We start from the raw sequence: 20,858 nt of genomic DNA, 5'->3' as shown, positions 1-20,858 counted from the left end.
CGCGATCGAAGGAGCCCCATGATCCCCACTGCCGCGTCCGCAACCGAGCGCTACCGTGCCGCACGAGACGAGCTTCTGGCCGCGCGCACCGATCCGGCCCGGGCGGCGGGGTTCACCTGGCCGGTGCTCGACGGTGCCTTCAACTGGGCGATCGACTGGTTCGACCCGATGGCGCGGGGCAACGAGGCACCCGCGCTGATCGTCGTCGACGACGACGGCACGCGGCACCAGCGCACGTTCGACGAACTCGCGCGGCGGTCCGACCAGGTCGCCGCCTGGCTGGCGTCGCGCGGGGTGGCCCGCGGCGACGCCGTGCTGCTCATGCTCGGCAACCAGGTGGAACTGTGGGAGGCGATGCTCGCCCTCATGAAGCTCGGCGGGGTGATCGCTCCCACCACGACCGCGCTCGGCACCGCCGATCTCGCCGACCGCATCGAGCGCGCCGAGATCCGGCACGTGGTCGTCGGGGCGGCGGACGCCGCGAAGTTCGACGACCTGCCCGAGGGACTCGGCCGCATCGTCGTGGGCGGCACCCACGCGGGCTGGGCCGCGTACGACGACGCGTTCCTCACGGGGGCCCCGCCGACCCGGCATCCGGGAACCACCGCCGACGACCGCCTGCTGCTCTACTTCACCTCGGGTACCACCTCGAAGCCGAAGCTCGTCGAGCACACGCACGCCTCGTACCCGGTGGGACACCTGACGACGATGTACTGGCTCGGGCTCGAACCCGGCGACGTGCACCTCGCCATCAGCTCGCCGGGGTGGGCGAAGCACGCGTGGAGTTGCTTCTTCGCGCCGTGGATCGCCGGGGCGACGGTGCTGGCGCTGAACTTCGCGCGATTCTCGGCCGAGCGGTTGCTGGAGGAGCTGGAGAGCGAGGCGGTCACCACCTTCTGTGCGCCGCCGACGGTCTGGCGCATGCTCATCCAGACCGACCTGTCGGGGCGTCGCGGGAGACTACGCGAGGTCGTCTCGGCGGGCGAGCCGCTGAACCCCGAGGTCATCGCCGCGGTGCAACGCGCCTGGGGCCTCGACATCCGCGACGGGTACGGGCAGACCGAGATGACGGCCGTCGTCGCCAACACTCCCGGGGCGCCGCTCGTACCGGGATCGATGGGGCGCCCGCTGCCCGGGTGCCCGGTGGTGCTCGTCGATCCGCTCACCGGCGCGCACGCCGACGAGGGCGAGATCTGCCTCGATCTGACCGAGCGTCCGCTCAACCTGATGACGGGATACGTGGGCGACGCCGAGCGCAACGCCGAAGCCTTCGCCGGTGGCCTCTTCCACACCGGCGACGTGGCCCGGCGCGACGAGACCGGCAGCATCACGTACATCGGGCGCACCGACGACGTGTTCAAGGCCTCGGACTACAAGATCAGTCCGTTCGAGCTCGAGAGCGTGCTCATCGAGCATCCGGCGGTCGTCGAGGCGGCCGTGGTCCCCGCTCCCGATGCGGTGCGCCTCGCGGTGCCGAAGGCGTACGTGGTGCTGGCCGCGGGATACGAGCCCGGCGACGAGGTGGCCCTCGACATCCTGCGCTACGCCCGCGAGAAGCTCGCTCCGTACCAGCGCGTGCGCCGCATCGAGTTCCACGACCTGCCGAAGACGATCTCGGGCAAGATCCGCCGCGTCGAGCTTCGCCAGCGCGAAGAGGCCGCCGCGCGCGGTGAGGTCGTGTGCGTGGAATGGACGGATGCCACCCTGCGGGGCTGATCCGCGCGCCGCAACGGTTCGCGCCGGCCTCGTCGGCGTGTGAACATCGACTCATGCACCTGCTCGACGACCGGCCGACCGCGCACTCTGTCGCGGCGACCCCTGCCGCGGTGACCAGACACGCCGTCCTGCGGTGCGGCGCGCGCGGCGGGCGGGGCTGAGTCCGCCGTGCGACAGCGAGTGGCGTGGCTGATCGGCGCGGGCATCGTGCTCGTCGCGATCGGTGTCGCCGTGCTGCTGGTCATGACCGCCGGTTCGCGCGCGGAGCCGAGCTCTCCGGCGACGGCGACGCCCTCGGCATCCGTCACCCCCACGCGATCTGCCACCCCCACGCGGTCGGCGACTCCCACGCGAACCCCCACCCCGACAGCCACGCCGACCCCCACGGCGCGGCCGGGAACGGCTCTCGTGACGCGCGGCGAGGGCGGCACGGTGCGCATGCTCGTCGCCGGCGACTCACTGGCCGCGGGCTTCTTCGCGTCGCAGAAGGTTCGGGGCTTCACCTCTCTCGTGGCGGATGCCGTCGGCCCGGTCGAGATGACCACCGCGGCCCAGGCGCACCAGACGCTCACCACCGTCGCCGCCATCACCGACGTGCCCGACGACCTCGATCTCGCGGTGATCGAGCTCGGGACGAACGACGTCGGCCTGCCCACTCCGGTGGCCGACTTCGAGCAGCAGTACGTCGGACTGCTCGATCGCATCCGCGCCTCGTCGCCGAAGGCCGCGCTCGTCTGCCTCGGTACCTGGACGAGCGACGGCGCCGCGTACGACGAAGCGATCGCCCGCACCTGCGCCGCGCGGGGCGGGGTGTACGTCGGGCTCGCCGACGCCTTCTCGACTTCCGCGTACCACGGTCCCGAAGGGCGAGACTCGTTCGCCGGCACCGGCGACTACTTCCACCCGAACGACACCGGGCATCGCGCGATCGCCGACGGTGTGCTGAAGGCCCTCACCTACTGAGCCGCGCGCGAGCCGGGAGCGCCGCGCGTCACACCGGTTCGGTCGTGCGGATGAGGCCGCAGCTCACACACGACCACGCCACGAGAAACCGCTCGTCGTCGAGGATCTCGAACGAGAGCGGGTCGCCGCAGGTGGGGCAGGGGAGCGGGCTCGGCCGGCTGGTCATCGCACGGAGGTCATGTCAGACCCCGACGAGCGGAATTGCCGCGCCGGCGAGCGAGAAGCTCGGCTCGACGCGGACGGCCACGAGGTGCTCGGGGGAGGGTCAGCGGTAGTTGGTGAACTGCAGGTCGACATCGAGGTCGGCGGCCTTGAGCAGGCGCTGCACTTCCTGCAGGTCGTCGCGCGACTTCGACTGCACGCGCAGTTCGTCGCCCTGGATCTGCGACTTGACGCCCTTGGGACCCTCGTCGCGGATGATCTTGTTGACCTTCTTCGCGTCGTCCTGCGAGATGCCCTCCTTCAGCGTGGAGGTGATGCGGTACTCCTTGCCGCTGGCGACGGGCTCACCGGCATCCAGGCTCTTGAGCGAGATGCCGCGCTTGATGAGCTTCGTCTGGAAGACGTCGAGAACGGCGTTGGCGCGCTCCTCGGAGTTCGCCTTGATGACGATGGAGTCGCCGCTCCACGCGATCGACGCGTCGGTGCCCTTGAAGTCGTAACGCTGCTCGACCTCTTTGTGAGCCTGGTTCAGCGCGTTGTCGGCTTCCTGTCGGTCGATCTTGGAAACGATGTCGAAGGAAGAATCAGCCATGGTCCGATTCTATTCGCGGGCCCCCGATCCACACCCCCTCGACATCGCCCGCCCCGTCTCGGTATGCGCGCTCGTAGACTCGGATGCCATGCGAGCACTCACCGAGAACGAGCTCCGCGCCGCGTTCGTCAACGCCGCCCCGGACGAGGTGCGCGTTCTGGCGCTTCCTCACGACTTCGTGCTGACCGACTGGGATCACCTCGACTTCCTCGCCTGGCGCGATCCGAGCACGCGGGGCCGCGGATACCTCGTGATCGAGCGCGACGCGGAGCCGATCGGAGTGCTGCTGCGCGCCGCCGACGGGCAGTCGCGCGCCCGGTCGTCGATGTGCAACCTCTGCCACACGATGCAGCCCGGAGATCAGGTGACGTTGTTCACCGCACGCAAGGCCGGCGCGGCCGGTGAGCACGGCGACACGGTGGGCACCTACATGTGCGCCGACCTGTCGTGCCACGAGACGGTGCGCCTGGCGGCACCCCTCGCCCCGAGCGAGATCCGCGCGAGCGTCGACCGAAAGATCGACGGCACGCGGCGCCGCACCGAGGAGTTCGTCGCGCGCGTGCTCGAGACCGCCGAGGTGACGCGATGAGCGGGCGGGTCGTCGTCATCGGTGACGCCCTCATCGACGAGCTGCGCGACGAGACGGGTGTGCGCGAGTTCGTCGGCGGCGCGGGCCTCAACGTCGCGGTGGGGCTCTCGCGCCTGGGCGTTCCGGCATCGCTCATCGCGATGGTGGGCGACGATGCGGCGGGCGAGCAGATCCGCGATTTCCTCGCCGAGCACGGCGTCGAGCTGCTGGCGAGCCCGTCGGAGCACGGTTCGTCGCGCGCCGTGAGCACCCGCTCGACGGGCGGAGAGCCCGAGTACGTCTTCAACGACGCGGCCCAGAACCGGCGGGTGCGCTACGGCGACGCGGAGCGCGCGGCGATCGCCGACGCCCCCATGGTCGTGGTCAGCTGCTTCCCCTTCGACGACGCGGAGCAGACCCGCCTGCTGATGGATGCCACGGCCTCACCGTCGACGCCCCTGGCCATCGACCCGAACCCGCGCAGCGGCATGCTGCACGACCGCGCCGCGTTCGTGCAGGGCTTCGAGCGGGCGGCATCCGGAGCCCTCTTAGTGAAGGTGGGCGACGACGACGCGCAGCTTCTCTACGGTGGCTCGCTCGACGACCTGCGCGTGCGGCTCGTCGGCCTCGGCGTGCGTGCCGTGCTGGCGACCTACGGCGCGGGCGGCGCCGCGATCGACGCCGCCGGAACCTCGGTCGCGCGGGGGATCTCGGAGCTTCCCGGCCGCATCGTCGACACGATGGGTGGCGGCGACGCCGTGCTGGCGACCACCGTCGCGCTCGTGCGCGACCGCCTTCCGGTCGACGCCGAGGAGTGGGATGCCGTGCTCACCCGCGCCATGGATGTCGCGGCCGCCACTTGCCGCCACGAGGGCGCCCTGCTGCGCACGCCGGAGTGACCCCACCGTGGTTGGAGGCACCCTCTGCGAGATAGTAGAGTGGTTTCTCGCGCCTCTGGTCGACTGAACAAGCCGGGCGGGCGCGCATGGCGAGTTACCCAAGCGGCCAAAGGGATCTGACTGTAAATCAGACTGCATTGCATTCGGGGGTTCGAATCCCTCACTCGCCACAAAACGTCCGTCTCTCGAGACGGACGTTTCCTGTTTCAGGAGACTGCGTCCGGAGCGCCCCTCAGCGGTGTGCGCTCGCTCTCGCAGCGCTCGGCCCCACTCTCCCAGTCGTCACACCGGCACCCTCGGTATGCGGTTGATTGCCCCGCCCGTGAGCCGAATCGCGGTGACCGACGTGATGGCGCCCGCGGCCAGGACCGCCGCGAGGACGACCAGCTGAAAGCGTCCTGCCTCGACGGGTGAGAGTCCGCCGAAGATCGCTCCCACGAACGCTCCGGGCAGAACGACCACGCCGGTCGTCTTGACCTGGTCGATCCCGGGGAGGAGGGCGTCGTGTACCGCGCGCCGCCCGAGGTCGCGGGTGGCGCGGCGAGGTGTCGCTCCCAGCGCCAACCAGGCTTCCACTTCGGGCCAGCGGTCAGCGCGCAGCTGCGCGTAGGTGCGACCGGTCACCGAGGCGACGGTCATGGCGTTGCCGATCACCATCGCCCCGACCGCGAGCACGAACCGAGGGGAGTATTCGACGGCGCCGGTGAGGAACACCACGCTTCCGGCCACACCCACCCCGGCGAAGAGAGCAAGCGCCGTCCGCCATGCCTGAGAGGGCGGATCTCCGATGCGACTCGTCGACACCGACACCGCCACCAGGAACATCACCACGAGCGCGACGCCCACCCAGACGGCATCCTGGATGACCCCCGTCAAGATGACGCTGAGAAGGGTGAGCTGCACGGTCGCCCGCACGAGAGCAAAGGCCGGACCGTGCCACCGCGGCACTCCCGAAGCGAGTAGGATGCTCACCGCGATGCCGGCGAGAACCACAATCGCCACCGCCGTGCGCACCAGCACATCGACTGTAGGCATGCCGAAAGAGTACTGGCGGTGCGGAACATCGTCGTCTGCCTGGCCTACGTGCACGGGCGCGACGGGTACCGCGAAGCGTTCGCCGATCTGCGGGCACAGTTCCCAGACTTGTGATGCCGGGAGCTCGGCGCGCGTCAGACCGAGGCGGCGAGCAGGGTCTTGGACTTGCCGTTCAAGAAGTTGACGAGCGCGCCGAGCACGTTCACCTCGTTGCCGAGGTTGACCAGCGCGACGGCGTCCAGCTCGATGGTGGCGTCTCGCGCTTCCATCGTCGCCGTCCAGATCCCGTCACCGCCGGTCACGGGCTGCAGGTAGGTCACGGTCTTCGCCTCGCTGAGGTCGACGACGATCAGACCCGAGTCGGGATCGGTTTCGTCATCCTGCTCCAGGAGGCGGATGTCGCTTCCCGTCAGGTAGCCGAGGGCGCGGAATTCCGCGAGCCACTCCTCGAGCAGGTCCTTGTTCAGCAGGCGGCGTACCGGCACGGCTCTCTCCGATTTCTTCGCGCGAGATCGCGCGTCACCACATTATGTCGGGTGCGGAGAGGTTCGGCTTCGTGCGTTCAGGCGGCGCGCATCGATCGCACGGGCGTGCGGGCGGGGGTGCGGGTCGCCTTCTCGGCGACCTCCCACTCGCGCACGTCGATGACGAGACCCGATGCGGCGTTGGACTGGTCGGCCAGCGTGCGCAGGTACTCGCCCACCAGCTGCTCGGGCTCGACGGATTCGAACACGAACCGCAGGGGGATCGAAGGCTGCAGCCAGATGGTGGAGCGTCCGGGATCCTGCTCCGTGCCGGTCCAGGTGAACGTGAACGACTCGCCGCGGCGCAGCTTCGTCGAGGCGATGACCTTGATGTAACCCATCAGGCGATCGGGAAGAAAAATGGGGGCGGTGTCGGAACCGTAGTAAAGAGTGGCCATTGCGATCTCCTAGAGTCGGGGTCGGCGGGCTAATCACTAAAGTAGCACGTATTTCACAAACTTAATTAATTATCTAAAATGTTCACGACCTTGAGTAAGGTAGGCCTTGCAGTCGGCCGGATTGCCCAGGACTGAGGAGGTGCGGCGTTGACGAATCCCTCGGTGTTGACCGCAGCGCTCGATGACTACGTGTCCGCACGTGATGATGCCGTCGCGAAGGCGAGAGCGGATCTGTCGGTCAGCGAACTCGAGGCGACGGCTCTGTGCTGCATTGCCGACGAGCCCGGCATCCGCCCCTCGATCCTGCGCTCGCATCTGGGTGTGACCGCAGCCGGGGTCACCACGATGGTCGATCGTCTGATCGGACGAGGCCTCGTGCGCCGCGAGCTCGATGCCGAAGACCGTCGGGTCAACCACATCCACCTGGAGATCGACATGGAGCAGGAGCCCTGGGCGGCGCTCCGGCGTTTCCCCGTCGAGGTGGACGCCGCCGTGCGCGCCGAGTCGCGCGATGTCGTCGAGGTGGCCGCCGAGCTGCTGCGTCGCATCACGGATCGCGTGCGCACCTTCAGCTGAGCGGGTGCCTCGGCGCCGTCATCGCGGACTCTGCGCCGTCGGGCCTCACGCGGCCTCCTTCGAGCCGGATGAGGTGATCGGCGTCGGCGATGAGCCGGTCGTCGTGGCTCACGCACACGACCGTCGCCCCACGGCCGACCTCGTGCGCGATGGCAGCACGGTTGAGTTGCGCGCTCGCCGCGTCGAGTCCGGTGGTCGGTTCGTCGAGCAGCAGGATGTCGGCTTCGCGGGCGAGGCCCTGGGCGAGCAGCGCCCGCTGTCGTTGTCCCCCCGAGAGTGACGAGAACGGATGCCGTGCCAGCGGCGCGATATCGAGTCGCTGCATCGCGCCGTCGATGGCGGCCCGGTGCGCGGCGGTGAGTCGCCGGAGCGGCCCCGTGCGTCCCCACGCCCCGACCGACACGACGTCACGGACGGTGAGCGGGAGGTGGGGCGAGACGGCTGCGCGCTGCGGCACGAAGGCGCGCGTGCGCTGCGCGACCTCGACCGTGCCGGTTGACGGCTCCCGTGCGCCGGCGAGCACCTCGAGCAGCGTCGACTTGCCCGCACCGTTCGGGCCCACGATGACGGTGAGCGCTCCGGCGTGCAGATCGACGTCGACGCCGTCGAGGGCGAGGGTGCCGGAGTAGTCCACGCGCAGGGCGCGTGCGAGGACGGCGGTGAGGGGCATGGCATCCATTGTATGAGTTTGAGAATCGTTCTCATTCTCGATACGGTCGGGCATCGTGACCTGGCTCCTCGATCCCTTCTCTCTCGAATTCGTGCAGCGCGCGCTGCTCGGGGGAGTGCTCGTCGCCGTGCTGTGCGGCGTCGCCGGTACGTGGGTCATTGTGCGTGGCATGGCATTCCTGGGCGAGGCACTCGCCCACGGCATGCTGCCCGGCGTCGCTCTCGCCACCGTGCTCGGCCTTCCGGTTCTGCTGGGGGCGGCCGCCAGCGCCGTCGTGATGAGCCTCGGCATCGGTGTGCTGCAGCGGCGCGCCCGGCTCTCGTACGACACGAGCATCGGCCTGCTCTTCGTCGGAATGCTCGCCCTCGGCGTCATCGTCATCTCGCACGCTGGCAGCTTCGCCACCGATGCCACGGCGATCCTGTTCGGCGACATCCTCGCCATCGGCGCCGGTGACCTCGTCGTGCTCGCGGTGGCGGCAGGCCTGGGCATCGCGGCGGCCGCGGTCGCCCATCGTGGCCTCGTCGCCCTCGCCATCGACGAGCGGGTCGCCCGGGTGCTCGGCCTCGGCCCGCGCGTCGCGCAGACCGTTCTCGTCGGGCTCGTCACCCTCGCCGTCGTCGCGTCGTACCAGGCCGTCGGCTCGCTGCTGGTGGTGGGCCTGCTCATCGCGCCCGCGGTCGCCGCGCGCCAGTGGACCCACCGCATCGCCACGACCATGGCGCTCGCCGCCGTGATCGGGGCGGTCGCCGTCGCCGTCGGCCTGCTCGTGTCGTGGCACGCCGCGACCGCCGCCGGCGCGACCATCGCCGCCACCGCCATCGCCGCGGCCGGCGTCTCGTGGGCCCTGCGCGCCTGCCGTGACGCCGCGCGCCGTCGCGTGGCATCGCCTGTTCTCGTTCCCGCCTGACCGGAAGGCCCCCATGCCCCACCCCGACTTCCCCCGTCGCCTCGCGCCCCTCAGCGTGGTGCTGCTCCTCTCGCTCGCCAGCTGCGCCGCGCCCACCGCCGCCCCCGACACCGCACCCTCGACCGACACGCACGGCGAGATCGCGGGTGCCGCCGAACTCGCCGAACCCGCGGTGGGTCTCACCTCGATCGACGGCGACGGCCGCGTCTCGCACCTCGACCTGCTCGACGAGACCACGACCACGCTCGGCACCGTGCGCCCGCCCTCGGCGGTGCACTCGGACGGCCGGTACCTCTTCGCCGCCGACGACACGGGCGTCTCGATCGTCGACAGCGGCGTGTGGACCTGGGACCACGTCGATCACTTCCACTACTACCGCGCCGACGCCCGCCTGCTGGGCGACGTCGAGGGTGAGGGAACCGCTGTCGTGGCGACCTCGAACTCGTCGACCACGGGCGGGACGGGCCTGTTCTTCCCCGGATCGGGTGAGGCGGTGCTGGTCGACACCGAGGCGTTGTCGAGAGGCGAGGTCGTCGAGCGGTTCCGCCTGTCGACGTCTCCCGGTGGCGGCCTCGTCGTGCCCGCCGGATCGTTCGCCGCGGTGGCCGCGGGCGATGAGGTGACCCTGCACGACGCCGACGGCGCCGAGGTCGGCGAACCGGCCGTGTGCATCCAACCCGCGGGGACGATCACCACCCGCGTCGGAGCGGTGATCGGATGCCAGGACGGCGCCCTCCTCATCAGCGTCGACGACGACGCACCCGTCGTCGAACGCATCGCCTACCCCGCGGGAACGACCGCGCCGCGGGCGACGGCCTTCGCCAACCGCGAGGGACGCCCGAAGGTCGCCGCGGTCGCCGGGGACGCCGGGGTGTGGATCCTCGACACCCGCGAGCGCACGTGGACCCTGCTGCCCACCCCCGAGCCGGTCGTGCAGGTCACGGCGGTCGACGACAAAGACGCGAACCTCCTCGCCCTCACCCCGGACGGGCGGGTGCTCGTGCTCGATGGTGAGACGGGCGCGCAGCGCGCGGCATCCCCCGCCCTGGTGGGAGCGAGCCTCGCCGCGGGGCAGACCGTCAGCCTGGTCGCCGACCAGCAGCGGGCGTATCTGAACGGCCCCACCGAGAGCCGCATGTGGGAGATCGACTTCGCCGACGCCGCCCGCGTCGCCCGGGAGTTCACGCCTGAGCGCGCGCCGCTGTTCTTCGCCGAGACGGGACGCTGACATGAAGAGAGCTCTGGCCGTCGCCCTGACCGCCGCTCTGCTCGCCCTCACCGGGTGCGCCGGGGGAGCGGCATCCGATCGCCCGCTCGTGGTGGTGACGACGAACATCCTCGGCGACGTCGTGTCGCATCTGGTCGGCCACGACGTCGAGGTGCTCACCCTGATGCGGCCGGGCGCCGATCCGCACTCGTTCGAGATCTCGGCGGCGGAAGCCGCGCGCCTGCGCTCGGCCGACCTGCTGGTGGCCAACGGCATCGGCCTCGAAGAGGGGCTGCAGCAGCATCTCGACGCGGCCTCCGCCGACGGGGTGACCACTTTCGTCGCCGGCGACGCGGTCACCGTGCTGCCGTACACCTCGACCGATGCGGGTGGTGCCGACGATCCGCACTTCTGGACCGATCCCGCCCAGATGGCCGCGGTCGTCGACGCGCTGACCCCGGTGCTCTCGCGTATCGACGGGATCGACGCCGCCGCGGTCGCCGAGCGTTCGACGGCGTACCGCGCCGAGATCGAGGCCCTGGATGCCGAGATGACGGCCGCGTTCGCCGCGATCCCCGCCGAGCGTCGGGCGCTCGTGACCAACCACCACGTCTTCGGCTACCTCGCCGAGCGCTTCGGGTTCCGCCTGGTGGGGGCCGTGATCCCCGGTGGCACCACGCTGGCGGCGCCGAGCACGAGCGACCTCGCCGACCTGGTGTCGGCGATCGACGAGGCCGGGGTGCCCACGATCTTCGCCGAGTCGTCGTCGCCCGACCGTCTCGTCCGCGCGCTCGCCGACGAGGCCGACCGCCACGTCGAGGTGACCGAGCTGTTCACCGAATCGCTCACCGACGCCGACGGCGGCGCCCCCGACTACCTGACCATGATGCGCGTCAACACGGAGCGCATCGCCACCGGCCTGTCGCCGTGAGCGACCGGCCACCCACCCAGAAAGAGAATCACATGCGCACCTCTTCCCACCGCCGCGGGGACGCCCTCCGTCGTGCGGGCCTGCTCACGCTCGCGGTCGGCGCGACCGTCGCCCTGTCGGCGTGCGCCGGCGGCGCCGGCACCGGTTCGGCTGCCCCCGCCACGAGCTCGGCCCCGTCGTCGACGAGCGACACGGGCACCCGCGTCGCCCTGTCGTACCCCGGCGGCATCGTCGTGCTCGACGGCGAGAGCCTCGAGACGATCGGCGACTTCTCGTCCGAGGAGTTCACGCGGCTCAACTCCGCCGGTGACGGCCGTCACGTCATGGTGACCACGAGCGAGGGCTTCCAGGTGCTCGATGCCGGCACCGCGTCGGAGCAGCCGGAGCTCACCGACCTCGTGTTCCCGGCGTCCAAGCCCGGTCACGTCGTGACGCACGGCGGCAAGACCGTGCTCTACGCCGACGGCACGAGCGACTCGACGATCTTCGACACCGATGCCCTGCTCGCCTCGACCGATGCGCTCCCCGCCGTCGAGACCGTCCCGGGCGTCGAGGCGCACCACGGGGTGTCGATCATGCTCGAAGACGGGTCGTTCGTCACCACGGTCGGCAACGCGAACGGCCGCACGGGCATCGCCGTGACCGACGCATCGGGTGCGACGATCGCCCAGGATGCGACCTGCCCCGGCGTGCACGGCGAGGGCACCGCGAAGGACGAGGTCGTCGTCTTCGGCTGCGAGAACGGCGCCCTGATCTACGACGACGGCGAGATCACGAAGGTCGACGCCCCCGACCAGCCCTACGGTCGCACGGGCAACCTCTTCGTCAGCGAGACCAGCCCGCTGGTGCTCGGTGACTACAAGGACGACCGCGACGCCGAGGGCTACCTGCTGCAGCGCGTCTCGCTGATCGACACCGCCGCCAAGACGCAGAGCGTCGTCGACATGCCCGCCGGCGCCGAGTACACGTTCCGCGACCTGGCCCGCGGCCCCGAGGATCGGGGCTACATCCTGGCGTCGGACGGCGCGATCCACGTCCTCGACCTCGAGAAGGGGGCCTTCACCGAGGCCTTCCCCGTGATCGACGCGTGGGAGGGGCCGGCCGAGTGGCAGGACGCCCACCCCGCCATCAAGGTGTCGGGCGACATCGCCTACGTCACCGAGCCGGCGAAGAACGCCGTGCACGCGGTCGACCTCACCACCGGTGAGATCACCGCCACCGCGACCCTCGACGTCACGCCCAACGAGATGGCGCTCACGCGCTGAGCATCACCGGCCGCTCCGGTCGTACGCCACCTGCAGTGCTCCCCGCACCGCGCGTACGCCGGGGCGGTCGGCCGTTCCGCGGCGGACGGCGGTGAACACCTCGCGCCGGGGTTCGCCGGGTAGGCCGACCAGGCGCACGGGCGGATCCTCGCCGGCGAAGACGAGGTCGGGGATCATCCCCACCGCGTGACCGGATGCCACGAGCCGCGCGTGCGCGGTCAGATCGGCCATCTCGAAGCGCACGTCGGGCTCGAACCCCGCCGCGCGGCACTGCTGCGTCGCCCATTGACGCGCGGCCGTGCCCTCGGGCTCCATCACCCAGGCGCGGTCGCGGAGGTCGTCGAGCCGCTCGGTGGGATCGGTGCGCGCCACGGCGAGGCGGATGGCATCCCGTCCCAGCAGGCTCCGCTCGATGCCGTCGCGGTGCTCACGCGTGTGCCCCGGGTACTGCTCGGCGACGGCGAGGTCGAAGCCGCGGGCGGCCACCTCGAACAACCCTTCTTCGGGGGCGAGCTCGGCGACTTCGACGCGCAGCTGCGGTTCGGCCTCGGCCAGGGCGTCGAGAGCGCGGGGGAGGAGTCCGTGGGCGGCGGACTGCATGACGGCCACGCGCACGGGAGCGAGCGAGGGGCGCAGGTGTTCGAGCTCGGCGCGGGCCGCTTCGTCGGCGGCGAGCATGCGGGCCGCGTGTGCGGCGAGGGCCGCACCCTGCGCGGTGAGGCGCAGGCGTCGACCGTCGGGTTCGAGCAGGGCGACGCCGGCCTCGCGTTCGAGCAGAGCCAGTTGCTGCGAGATCGTCGACGGACTGTACGACAGGGCCTCGGCGACGGCCGCGAGCGTGCCCCGGAGTGACAGCTCGTGCAGCAGGCGCAGACGGCGGAGATCGAACATGGCATCCCTTCGATGACATCGAACATAACTCATCGTTAATCATCGCTTTTCTCGAATGGATGCGAGTCCCATGCTGATCACATCCGAGGAAGGACCGCCATGTCGCTCACCGATGCCCCCCGCACCACGTCCGGCACCACGCCCCAGAGTCTCGTCTCACCCGCCGAGCTCGCCGACGACGCGATCGCCCTCGTGCGCCGCTGGCTCGCCGAGAGTCGCGACGAGCCCGTCGACGCCGCCGCCGAGCGCCTGGCCGGCGTGCTGCGCGATCCGCACGGACTCGACTTCACGGTCGGCTTCGTCGACGGAGTCGTGCGCCCCGAAGACCTGAGCGTCGCGGCGCGCAACCTCGCCGCCCTGACCCCGCTGATCCCCGGGTTCCTCCCCCTGCACCTCAAGGCCGCGATCCGGCTCGGCGCGTTGACCGCGCCGATCCTTCCCCGCGTCGTCGTGCCGGCGGCGCGCACGGCGCTCCGCTCGATGGTGCGTCACCTCATCGTCGATGCCAGCGACCGCAAGCTCGGCGACGCCATCACCTCGATCCGCGGCCGGGGCGACGGCATCCGTCTCAACGTGAATCTGCTCGGCGAGGCCATCCTCGGCAAGAAAGAGGCCGCGCGCCGCCTGGCCGGCACGCGCAAGCTCCTCGCCCGTGACGACGTCGACTACGTCTCGATCAAGGTGTCGTCGACCGTCGCCCCGCACACGCCGTGGGCGTTCGACGCCGCCGTCGCCGACGCGGTGGCGGCGCTTCGCCCCCTCTACCGGGTCGCGAAAGAGACCGGCACGTTCGTCAACCTCGACATGGAGGAGTTCAAAGACCTCGACCTCACCCTCGCGGTCTTCGAGACCCTGCTCGCCGAGCCCGAGTTCCACGACGTCGAGGCCGGCATCGTGCTGCAGGCGTACCTGCCCGATGCCCTCGCCGCGATGATCCGCCTGCAGGAATGGACCGCCCGGCGCGTGGCATCCGGGGGTGCGACGATCAAGGTGCGCGTCGTGAAGGGCGCGAACCTCCCCATGGAACGCGTCGACGCCGACGTGCACGACTGGCCGCTGGCCACCTGGCCGTCGAAGCAGGCGACGGATGCCTCTTATAAGGCGGTGCTCGACTACGCGCTGCGTCCCGAGCACGCGCAGCACGTGCGCATCGGCGTGGCCGGACACAACCTCTTCGACGTCGCCCTCGCCTGGCTGCTCGCGGAGCGGCGCGGGGTCACCGGCGGGATCGACGTCGAGATGCTGCTCGGCATGGCCACCGCGCAGCAGGCCGTCGTGCGCCGCACGGTCGGCTCGATCCTGCTCTACACGCCCGTCGTGCACCCGCAGGAGTTCGACGTCGCGATCGCATACCTGATCCGCCGCCTCGAAGAGGGCGCGTCGAGCGAGAATTTCATGTCGGCCGTCTTCGACCTCGACACCCACGCGGCGCTGTTCGATCGCGAGCGCGACCGCTTCCTGGCCTCGCTCGCCGACATGCCCGAGGGCGTACCGGCGTCGAACCGCGTGCAGGACCGCACCGCGCCGGCGCCCGCGGCTCCCGCCACGGGCTTCCACAACACCCCCGACTCCGACCCCGCGATCGAGGCCAACCGCGGCTGGGGCGCCGGGATCGTCGCGCGGATGCAGGACTCGACCCTGGGCAGCGACACGATCGCCGCGCACACCGTCACCGACGCCGACGCCCTCGACGCCCTGATCCGCGAGGCCGCGATCGCCGCCACCGCGTGGCGCGAGCTCGGCGCGGGGGCGCGCGCCGCGATCCTGCACCGGGCGGGCGACGCGCTCGAGAAGCGTCGCGCCGACCTGCTCGAGGTCATGGGCGTGGAGTGCGGCAAGGTGTTGGAGCAGAGCGACCCCGAGGTGTCGGAGGCCATCGACTTCGCGCACTACTACGCCGAGCAGGCCCGCACCCTCGACGACGTCGACGGCGCCCGCTTCACGCCCGTGGGCGTCACCGTCGTCACCCCTCCGTGGAATTTCCCCGTCGCGATCCCCGCGGGATCGACCCTCGCCGCGCTCGCCGCAGGGTCCGCCGTGGTCATCAAACCCGCTGCCCTCGCCCAGCGCTCCGGCGCGGTGATGGTCGAGGCGCTGTGGGAGGCCGGCGTGCCCCGCGAGGTGCTCAAGCTCGTGCAGCTGTCGGAACGCGATCTCGGCACGCAGCTGCTCACGCACTCCGCCGTCGAGCGGGTCGTGCTGACCGGCGCGTACGAGACGGCCGAGCTGTTCCGCTCGTTCCGTCCCGACCTTGCGCTCCTCGCCGAGACGAGCGGCAAGAACGCCGTGATCGTGACGCCCAGCGCCGACCTCGACCTCGCCGCGAAAGACGTCGCGATGTCGGCCTTCGGCCACGCGGGGCAGAAGTGCTCGGCGGCCTCGCTCGTCGTGCTCGTCGGGTCGGTCGCCCGCTCGCGGCGCTTCCGCGACCAGCTCGTCGACGCGGTGACCTCGCTCGAGGTCGGGATGCCGTGGGATGAGGCCTCGCGCGTGGGACCGCTCATCGAGCCGGCCAACGGCAAGCTGCTGCGGGCACTCACCACGCTCGAGCCCGGCCAACGCTGGGTCGTCGAACCGCAACGTCTCGACGACGAGGGGTCGCTGTGGCGCCCCGGCATTCGCGAGGGCGTGCAGGCGGGCAGCGAGTTCCACCGCACCGAGTACTTCGGACCGGTGCTGGGCATCATGACCGCCGAGACCCTCGATGAGGCCATCGAGATCGTCAACGCCATCGAGTACGGGCTCACCTCGGGCCTGCACGCGCTGGACGAGGCCGAGATCCAGCGGTGGCTCTCGCGCATCGAGGCCGGCAACGTCTACGTCAACCGCGGCACCACCGGCGCGATCGTGCAGCGCCAGCCGTTCGGCGGATGGAAGAAGTCGGCCGTCGGCGCGGGCACCAAGGCCGGTGGGCCGTCGTACCTGTTCGGATTCGGTTCGTGGGCGGATGCCGAGACCTCGGCGTCCCGCTCGGGCGATGCGCTGACCGCCCCGGCGCTCGCGGCGGTTCCCGCTGCCGACCGCGACTGGCTGGCATCCGCTCTCGCGAGCGACGCCGCCGCCTGGGCCGCCGAGTTCTCGCTGGCCCGCGACGTGACCGGCCTGGAGTCGGAGCAGAACGTGCTGCGCTACGGCACGGTGCCGGTCACCGTGCGGCTCGACGACGCGACCGAGACGGCGCTGGTCCGTGTCGTCGCCGCCGGCGTGCGCGCCGGCGCCCCGGTGACGGTGAGCACGGCCCGCGCGCTGTCGCCCGCCGTGCGCGCGTGGCTCGAGGGCGTGGGAGTGCGCGCAAGCGTCGAGGACCCCGCCGAGTGGCAGCGCCGCGCCGCGCGTCTGGCGCGCACCGGCGGGCGGGTGCGCCTGCTCGGCGGCTCGACCGTCGCGATGGCCGACGCCGTGGGCGGGTCGCCGTCGGTCGCCGTCTACGCGGGCGAGGTCACCCGCGCCGGGCGCGTCGAGCTGCTGCCGTTCCTGCGGGAGCAGGCCGTGTCGATCACGGCGCACCGCTTCGGAACGCCGCGCCGGTACGTCTTGCCGCCGCTCGTCACGCGCTGAGCGCACGCGGGCCCCGCGGCTGTCGCGGGGCCCGCGTGGGTGCTCATCACGCGGTTCCGGTGGTGGCCACCCGCGCGGCGGCGCGGCGCACCGAGTCCGGAACGCGCGTTCCGGGGTGCGTCTGCGCAGACGTCCTCGGCTCGTCGGCGACCCAGCGCAGGGGGAGGGTACCGGCCCAGACGGCGCGGTCCTCTCCGTCGTCGTCCTCCTCGACGACCGAGCCCGCGTTGTCCTTGACGCTGGCCTCGACGAGGGGGATGCGCAGCACCATCGTGGCAGCGAGCTCACGGGCCGTCATGGGGCGGACGTCTTCGCTCCGGCCGGGCATGAGGTGCTCCGACAGTACGAGCAGCGCCGCCTCTTTCTCTTCGGGCGGCACGACGGATGCGACCCCGTGCACGACCGCGCACCGGTACCGCATCGAGCTGTCGAAGAGCGACCGCGCGTACTTCAGGCCCATCAGGTGGGTCACGGTGATGCAGACCGGGGTGCCGGCGGCGATGCGTCGGAAGAAGTCGCTGCCGGTGGATCCATGCAGCAGGAGGTCGTCGCCGTCTCGGGCGATGCCGATCGGCAGCGCGACCGGGCGGTCGTCGCGCACGAGGGCGATGGTGGCGGCCAGGGCGCCGTCGATCACGTCGTAGAGCGCGGTGCGGTCGGTGACCTGGTGGTGCGGAAGGCGGCGCACCCGCGTGCGCGCGGTGAGGGGAAGATCGGTCATGGTCCGATTCCATTCGCTCGCGTGGTCCATCACATAGTCCGCTTCTCGCACTTTCGTCTGGACCAGTGCGAGACTGTCGCCGTGATCTCCCTCGGCATCCTCGATCGATCCTCCGCCGTGCCCCTGCACGAGCAACTCGCGCACGGCCTGCGCGCGGCGGTGCTCGCGGGGCGCGTCGACGGGGGCGAGGCGGTCCCCTCGACGCGGGCGCTGTCGGCCGATCTGGGGGTCGCGCGGGGGACGGTGGTCGCGGCCTACGAGATCCTCGCCGGCGAGGGGTACCTGCTCACGCGGCCCGGGGGCGGAACGGTCGTCGCCGACATCGCCGTGCGCACGCCCGTCGCGGTCGCCGATGCGCCGGACCGCCCCGTCGTGGAGCCCGCGGTACTCGACCTGCGGCCCGGGCGCCCGGGCACGACCGGTCTCGCCGATGCCGCGTGGCGCTCCGCCTGGCGGCGGGCGAGCACCACCGATCCCGACGCCGACGTCGCCGACCCCGCGGGCGCCATGGCGCTGCGGGCCGAGATCGCGCGGCACCTCGGGCGCACGCGCGGCGTCGACGTCTCGGCCGGCGACGTGCTGATCACGGCGGGCACCAGCGACGCGATGCTGCTGACGCTGCTCGCGCTCGCGCCGCGCGGTGACCGGCAGCGCCTGCGCGTCGGTATCGAAGACCCGGGGTACCCCCGCGTGCGCATGATCCTGCGCCGTCTGGGGATCGAGGCCGTCCCCGTGCCTGTCCGTCTCGGCTCGGGGCTCGACCTCGACGCGCTCGAGCGGCAGCGCGATCTCGACGCCGTCATCGTGACCCCGAACCACCACTACCCCCTCGGGAGTCGTCTGGATGCCGAGGACCGCGCCCGCCTGCTCGCCTGGGCCGCGCGGGACGACGTGGTCGTCGTCGAAGACGACTACGACAGCGAGTTCCCCCACGGGCGCGCACCGCTCCCGCCGCTGCACCTGCTCGATCCGGCGCGGGTCGTGCTGATCGGAAGCCTGTCGAAGGTGCTCACCCCGGCCGTGCGGTGCGGCTGGATCGTCGCGACCGGCGCGGTGGGGGAACGCATCCGCGCGGCGCGCGACGACCTCGACTCTCCCGTTTCGCTCGTGCAACAGCACGCGCTCGCGCTGTACCTGGCCGAAGGAGCCCTCGCCCGCCACACCGCGCGGCGGCGGCGCGAGTACCGCCATCGGCGCCGCCTGCTGCTCGAGGCCTTCGCGGGTGTGCCCGGCGTCGAGCTGGCCGCCACCGACGGCGGACTGCACGCCGTGGCGCTGCTGACGGGCGGCGGCGAAGGCGCCGAGAACGACGTCGTCTCGGAGCTGAGCGCGCGCGGCATCCGCGTGGCGCCGCTCGCGGGCTACGCGGTGGGCCATGACTCCGCCGGGTCCGCCGGTTCAGCGGCGAGCGATCCCGCCGTCGTCCCCGCGCGCTCCGAGGCGCCGGCGGGGATCGTCTTCGGATACGCCGAGCCCTCGACGGTCGCCCTCGTCGAGGCGGTCGGCGTGATGCTCACCGTTCTACGGACACACGCGCGCGGGGGCGAGGCGCCGACCCGGACGCCCGGCCTCAGCCGAGCTGAGGGCTCCACACCCTAGGGCGCTCACCGCGGCGCGTCGTCGACCGGAGGGGCAAACCGTCGCCGAGCGCCCCCGTGTTCCTCACCGCTCGAGGATCTCAAGCGCCGCCATGGCCGCGTTCTGCCCGGCGATCCCGCTGACGGCGCCGCCGCGCTGCGCACTCGAGCCGCACAGCAGCACGCGAGAGTGCGGGGTCGACACGCCCCACCGCGCCGCCGGCGTCGTGGCCGGCGCCGCGAGCCAGGGCCACGACAGCCCGCCGTGGAAGATGTCGCCGCCCACCATGTTCAGCGACCGCTCGAGGTCGCTCGTGGTGCGCGCCTCGATGCAGAGCCGCCCGTCGGGCGCCCGAAAGATGCAGTCGCGCAGCGGTTCGGCCAGCACCGAGTCGAGCGACTGCTGCGCCGCAGCCAACAGGCGCGCTCCCGCGGCGACGGGATCGGTGTCGTCGATCAGGCGGTGCGGCACCTGCAGGCCGAACATCGTCAGGGTCTGTGCCCCGCTGGCCCGCAGGTCGTCGCCGAGGATCGACGGGTCGGTCAGCGAGTGGCAGTAGATCTCGACGGGAAGCGGCTCGGGGATGAGCCCCCCGGATGCCGCGACGTACGCGGCATCCAGCTGGGTCATCGTCTCGTTGACGTGGAAGGTGCCCGAGAACGCGGCCTCGGGGGTCACCGAGGAGTCGCGCAGCCGCGGCAGCCGCGACAGGAGCATGTTGACCTTGACCTGCGCGCCCTCGGGCGCCTCGGTTGCGCTGGCCGGGGATCCCCCCGCGGTGAGCAGGTCGTCGAGCACGGCGCGACCGACTCCGCTCAGCACGAGCGTGCCGTGGTACACCTCGGAGCGGTCGGTCATCGTGTGCACGTCGCCGTCGGGCGAGATCGAGATGACGTCGGTGCCCGTGACGATCTCGGCGCCGGCCTCGAGCGCCGCGCGTTCGAGCTCGGCGGCGACGGCGCCCATGCCGCCCACCGGCACGTCCCAGTGCCCGGTCTCGCCGCCGATGACGTGGTACAGGAAGCAGCGGTTCTGCGCCAGCGAGGGGTCGTCCGACGAGGCGAAGGTTCCGATGAGGCCGTCGGTGAGGGCGATGCCGCGGGCGAGATCGCTGTCGAGCGAACCGCGCAGCAGGTCGCCGAGCGGACGCTCGGTCAGCGCCGTCCACAGCTCATCGTCGCCCACGCTCTCGCGCACCTCGTCGGCCGTCGGCAGGGGACCGGTCATGGTGGGGAAGATCGCGCGACCCAGCGGGGCCAGGCGCTCGCCGAACGCGGCGAACCGCTCGGCCTCCCCGGTCTCGCCGAGGGTCCGCGCGAACGAGGCGGCGGTCGCCGCGGCATCCTGGGTGTCGACGAGGATGCCACGGGTCGGGTCGTGCGGGTCGGGTGTGTACGACGAGTAGCGACGCCGACGCAGGTCGATGCGCAGCCCCAGATCGTCGATGATCTTCTGCGGCAGCAGGCTCACGAGGTACGAGTAGCGCGAGAGGCGGGCATCGACCCCGGCCCACGGGCGCTCCGACACGGCGGCACCGCCCACGGCATCCGATCGCTCGATCACCACCACGCGGCGCCCGGCGCGGGCGAGATAGGCCGCGGCGACGAGGGCGTTGTGCCCTCCTCCCACGATGACGACGTCGTACCGGCGAGTATCCGAAGCGGTCATGCCTCCACGCTAACGACGGCGACGAC

19 protein-coding genes and 1 tRNA gene are annotated in these 20,858 nt (G+C 71.6%); 12 read left to right on the top strand and 8 right to left on the bottom strand.

What is annotated here, in order from left to right; all coding sequences use genetic code 11:
• Window positions 1–18: 18 nt before the first annotated feature.
• The gene (locus ASG45_RS14330) at window positions 19–1,716 is read left to right on the top strand and encodes an AMP-binding protein (RefSeq protein ID WP_055839036.1); all 1,698 of its coding nucleotides are present in this window, start codon (window positions 19–21) and stop codon (window positions 1,714–1,716) included.
• 168 nt (window positions 1,717–1,884) lie between these two features.
• The gene (locus ASG45_RS14325; protein WP_235561634.1) at window positions 1,885–2,679 is read left to right on the top strand and encodes an SGNH/GDSL hydrolase family protein; all 795 of its coding nucleotides are present in this window, start codon (window positions 1,885–1,887) and stop codon (window positions 2,677–2,679) included.
• Window positions 2,680–2,944: 265 nt separating this feature from the next.
• Here the strand turns inward: ASG45_RS14325 and ASG45_RS14320 are convergent, their stop codons facing one another.
• Window positions 2,945–3,433 (bottom strand): YajQ family cyclic di-GMP-binding protein, encoded by a 489-nt coding sequence (locus ASG45_RS14320; protein WP_055839030.1) that lies wholly within the window; start codon window positions 3,431–3,433, stop codon window positions 2,945–2,947.
• Window positions 3,434–3,521: 88 nt separating this feature from the next.
• On the opposite strand from ASG45_RS14320, the gene ASG45_RS14315 reads away from it, so the two are divergent.
• The 3 genes from ASG45_RS14315 to ASG45_RS14305 all read left to right on the top strand — a co-directional run bounded on the left by ASG45_RS14315 (window position 3,522) and on the right by ASG45_RS14305 (window position 5,070).
• Complete coding sequence (locus ASG45_RS14315) at window positions 3,522–4,022, top strand: FBP domain-containing protein (RefSeq protein ID WP_055839572.1); 501 nt, start codon at window positions 3,522–3,524, stop codon at window positions 4,020–4,022.
• Entirely contained in the window at window positions 4,019–4,900 is an 882-nt protein-coding gene (locus tag ASG45_RS14310; RefSeq protein ID WP_055839027.1) for a PfkB family carbohydrate kinase, read from the top strand. Before ASG45_RS14315 ends, ASG45_RS14310 begins: the two co-directional genes overlap by 4 nt.
• Window positions 4,901–4,988: 88 nt before the next feature.
• A tRNA-Tyr gene (locus ASG45_RS14305) sits at window positions 4,989–5,070 on the top strand.
• Between the two features lie 112 nt (window positions 5,071–5,182).
• On the opposite strand, the gene ASG45_RS14300 is transcribed toward ASG45_RS14305, so the two are convergent.
• From ASG45_RS14300 to ASG45_RS14290, 3 genes are all read right to left on the bottom strand, one after another.
• Window positions 5,183–5,935: an ABC transporter permease gene (locus ASG45_RS14300; protein ID WP_055839024.1), complete on the bottom strand. Its 753-nt coding sequence runs from the start codon at window positions 5,933–5,935 to the stop codon at window positions 5,183–5,185.
• Window positions 5,936–6,069: 134 nt separating this feature from the next.
• Window positions 6,070–6,420 carry a hypothetical protein gene (locus ASG45_RS14295; RefSeq protein WP_055839021.1) on the bottom strand — a complete coding sequence of 117 codons (351 nt, stop codon included), beginning with the start codon at window positions 6,418–6,420 and terminating at the stop codon, window positions 6,070–6,072.
• Between the two features lie 77 nt (window positions 6,421–6,497).
• Window positions 6,498–6,857 carry a DUF7882 family protein gene (locus tag ASG45_RS14290; protein ID WP_055839018.1) on the bottom strand — a complete coding sequence of 120 codons (360 nt, stop codon included), beginning with the start codon at window positions 6,855–6,857 and terminating at the stop codon, window positions 6,498–6,500.
• Window positions 6,858–7,046: 189 nt separating this feature from the next.
• Here ASG45_RS14290 and ASG45_RS14285 point away from each other — a divergent pair, with 189 nt between their 5' ends.
• Window positions 7,047–7,433: a MarR family winged helix-turn-helix transcriptional regulator gene (locus tag ASG45_RS14285; protein WP_235561633.1), complete on the top strand. Its 387-nt coding sequence runs from the start codon at window positions 7,047–7,049 to the stop codon at window positions 7,431–7,433.
• Here the strand turns inward: ASG45_RS14285 and aztA are convergent.
• Entirely contained in the window at window positions 7,426–8,103 is a 678-nt protein-coding gene (gene aztA, locus ASG45_RS14280; protein WP_082516640.1) for a zinc ABC transporter ATP-binding protein AztA, read from the bottom strand. The genes ASG45_RS14285 and aztA overlap by 8 nt on opposite strands.
• A gap of 55 nt (window positions 8,104–8,158) precedes the next feature.
• Between aztA and aztB the strand changes: the two genes are divergently transcribed.
• The 4 genes from aztB to aztD are packed head-to-tail and all read left to right on the top strand — an operon-like array spanning window position 8,159 to window position 12,416.
• Window positions 8,159–9,013 (top strand): zinc ABC transporter permease AztB, encoded by an 855-nt coding sequence (aztB, locus tag ASG45_RS14275; protein ID WP_055839010.1) that lies wholly within the window; start codon window positions 8,159–8,161, stop codon window positions 9,011–9,013.
• Window positions 9,014–9,026: 13 nt separating this feature from the next.
• Window positions 9,027–10,241: a hypothetical protein gene (locus ASG45_RS14270; RefSeq protein ID WP_055839007.1), complete on the top strand. Its 1,215-nt coding sequence runs from the start codon at window positions 9,027–9,029 to the stop codon at window positions 10,239–10,241.
• 1 nt (window position 10,242) lies between these two features.
• Window positions 10,243–11,151, top strand: coding sequence for a zinc ABC transporter substrate-binding protein AztC (gene aztC, locus ASG45_RS14265; protein ID WP_055839005.1), 909 nt, complete (start codon window positions 10,243–10,245; stop codon window positions 11,149–11,151).
• Window positions 11,152–11,183: 32 nt separating this feature from the next.
• The gene (gene aztD, locus ASG45_RS14260) at window positions 11,184–12,416 is read left to right on the top strand and encodes a zinc metallochaperone AztD (protein ID WP_055839002.1); all 1,233 of its coding nucleotides are present in this window, start codon (window positions 11,184–11,186) and stop codon (window positions 12,414–12,416) included.
• Window positions 12,417–12,419: 3 nt separating this feature from the next.
• Here aztD and ASG45_RS14255 read toward each other — a convergent pair whose 3' ends face one another.
• Window positions 12,420–13,307: a LysR family transcriptional regulator gene (locus ASG45_RS14255; protein WP_055838999.1), complete on the bottom strand. Its 888-nt coding sequence runs from the start codon at window positions 13,305–13,307 to the stop codon at window positions 12,420–12,422.
• A 99-nt stretch (window positions 13,308–13,406) separates the two neighbouring features.
• On the opposite strand from ASG45_RS14255, the gene ASG45_RS14250 reads away from it, so the two are divergent.
• Window positions 13,407–16,865 carry a bifunctional proline dehydrogenase/L-glutamate gamma-semialdehyde dehydrogenase gene (locus tag ASG45_RS14250; RefSeq protein WP_055838997.1) on the top strand — a complete coding sequence of 1,153 codons (3,459 nt, stop codon included), beginning with the start codon at window positions 13,407–13,409 and terminating at the stop codon, window positions 16,863–16,865.
• Window positions 16,866–16,911: 46 nt separating this feature from the next.
• On the opposite strand, the gene ASG45_RS14245 is transcribed toward ASG45_RS14250, so the two are convergent.
• Window positions 16,912–17,586 (bottom strand): pyridoxamine 5'-phosphate oxidase family protein, encoded by a 675-nt coding sequence (locus ASG45_RS14245; protein ID WP_055839569.1) that lies wholly within the window; start codon window positions 17,584–17,586, stop codon window positions 16,912–16,914.
• Window positions 17,587–17,667: 81 nt separating this feature from the next.
• Here ASG45_RS14245 and pdxR point away from each other — a divergent pair, with 81 nt between their 5' ends.
• Window positions 17,668–19,185, top strand: coding sequence for a MocR-like pyridoxine biosynthesis transcription factor PdxR (pdxR, locus tag ASG45_RS14240; RefSeq protein ID WP_162242854.1), 1,518 nt, complete (start codon window positions 17,668–17,670; stop codon window positions 19,183–19,185).
• A gap of 63 nt (window positions 19,186–19,248) precedes the next feature.
• On the opposite strand, the gene ASG45_RS14235 is transcribed toward pdxR, so the two are convergent.
• Window positions 19,249–20,832 (bottom strand): phytoene desaturase family protein, encoded by a 1,584-nt coding sequence (locus tag ASG45_RS14235; protein WP_055838991.1) that lies wholly within the window; start codon window positions 20,830–20,832, stop codon window positions 19,249–19,251.
• Window positions 20,833–20,858 lie beyond the last annotated feature (26 nt).

Source organism: Microbacterium sp. Leaf436 (genome assembly GCF_001424715.1).
Lineage (GTDB): Bacteria > Actinomycetota > Actinomycetes > Actinomycetales > Microbacteriaceae > Microbacterium.
Note: the sequence above shows the minus strand (reverse complement) of the source record. Positions and strands in the feature narration are given on the sequence as shown.

Bases quoted from the DNA above. Each gene is read 5' to 3' on its own strand.
- ASG45_RS14315 (WP_055839572.1), top strand. From the start codon at position 3,522: ATGCGAGCACTCACCGAGAACGAGCTCCGCGCCGCGTTCGTCAACGCC.
- ASG45_RS14320 (WP_055839030.1), bottom strand. From the start codon at position 3,433: ATGGCTGATTCTTCCTTCGACATCGTTTCCAAGATCGACCGACAGGAA.
- ASG45_RS14245 (WP_055839569.1), bottom strand. From the start codon at position 17,586: ATGACCGATCTTCCCCTCACCGCGCGCACGCGGGTGCGCCGCCTTCCG.
- aztC (WP_055839005.1), top strand. From the start codon at position 10,243: ATGAAGAGAGCTCTGGCCGTCGCCCTGACCGCCGCTCTGCTCGCCCTC.
- aztD (WP_055839002.1), top strand. From the start codon at position 11,184: ATGCGCACCTCTTCCCACCGCCGCGGGGACGCCCTCCGTCGTGCGGGC.
- ASG45_RS14235 (WP_055838991.1), bottom strand. From the start codon at position 20,832: ATGACCGCTTCGGATACTCGCCGGTACGACGTCGTCATCGTGGGAGGA.
- aztA (WP_082516640.1), bottom strand. From the start codon at position 8,103: ATGCCCCTCACCGCCGTCCTCGCACGCGCCCTGCGCGTGGACTACTCC.
- ASG45_RS14310 (WP_055839027.1), top strand. From the start codon at position 4,019: ATGAGCGGGCGGGTCGTCGTCATCGGTGACGCCCTCATCGACGAGCTG.
- ASG45_RS14270 (WP_055839007.1), top strand. From the start codon at position 9,027: ATGCCCCACCCCGACTTCCCCCGTCGCCTCGCGCCCCTCAGCGTGGTG.
- ASG45_RS14330 (WP_055839036.1), top strand. From the start codon at position 19: ATGATCCCCACTGCCGCGTCCGCAACCGAGCGCTACCGTGCCGCACGA.
- ASG45_RS14255 (WP_055838999.1), bottom strand. From the start codon at position 13,307: ATGTTCGATCTCCGCCGTCTGCGCCTGCTGCACGAGCTGTCACTCCGG.
- ASG45_RS14250 (WP_055838997.1), top strand. From the start codon at position 13,407: ATGTCGCTCACCGATGCCCCCCGCACCACGTCCGGCACCACGCCCCAG.
- ASG45_RS14300 (WP_055839024.1), bottom strand. From the start codon at position 5,935: ATGCCTACAGTCGATGTGCTGGTGCGCACGGCGGTGGCGATTGTGGTT.
- ASG45_RS14290 (WP_055839018.1), bottom strand. From the start codon at position 6,857: ATGGCCACTCTTTACTACGGTTCCGACACCGCCCCCATTTTTCTTCCC.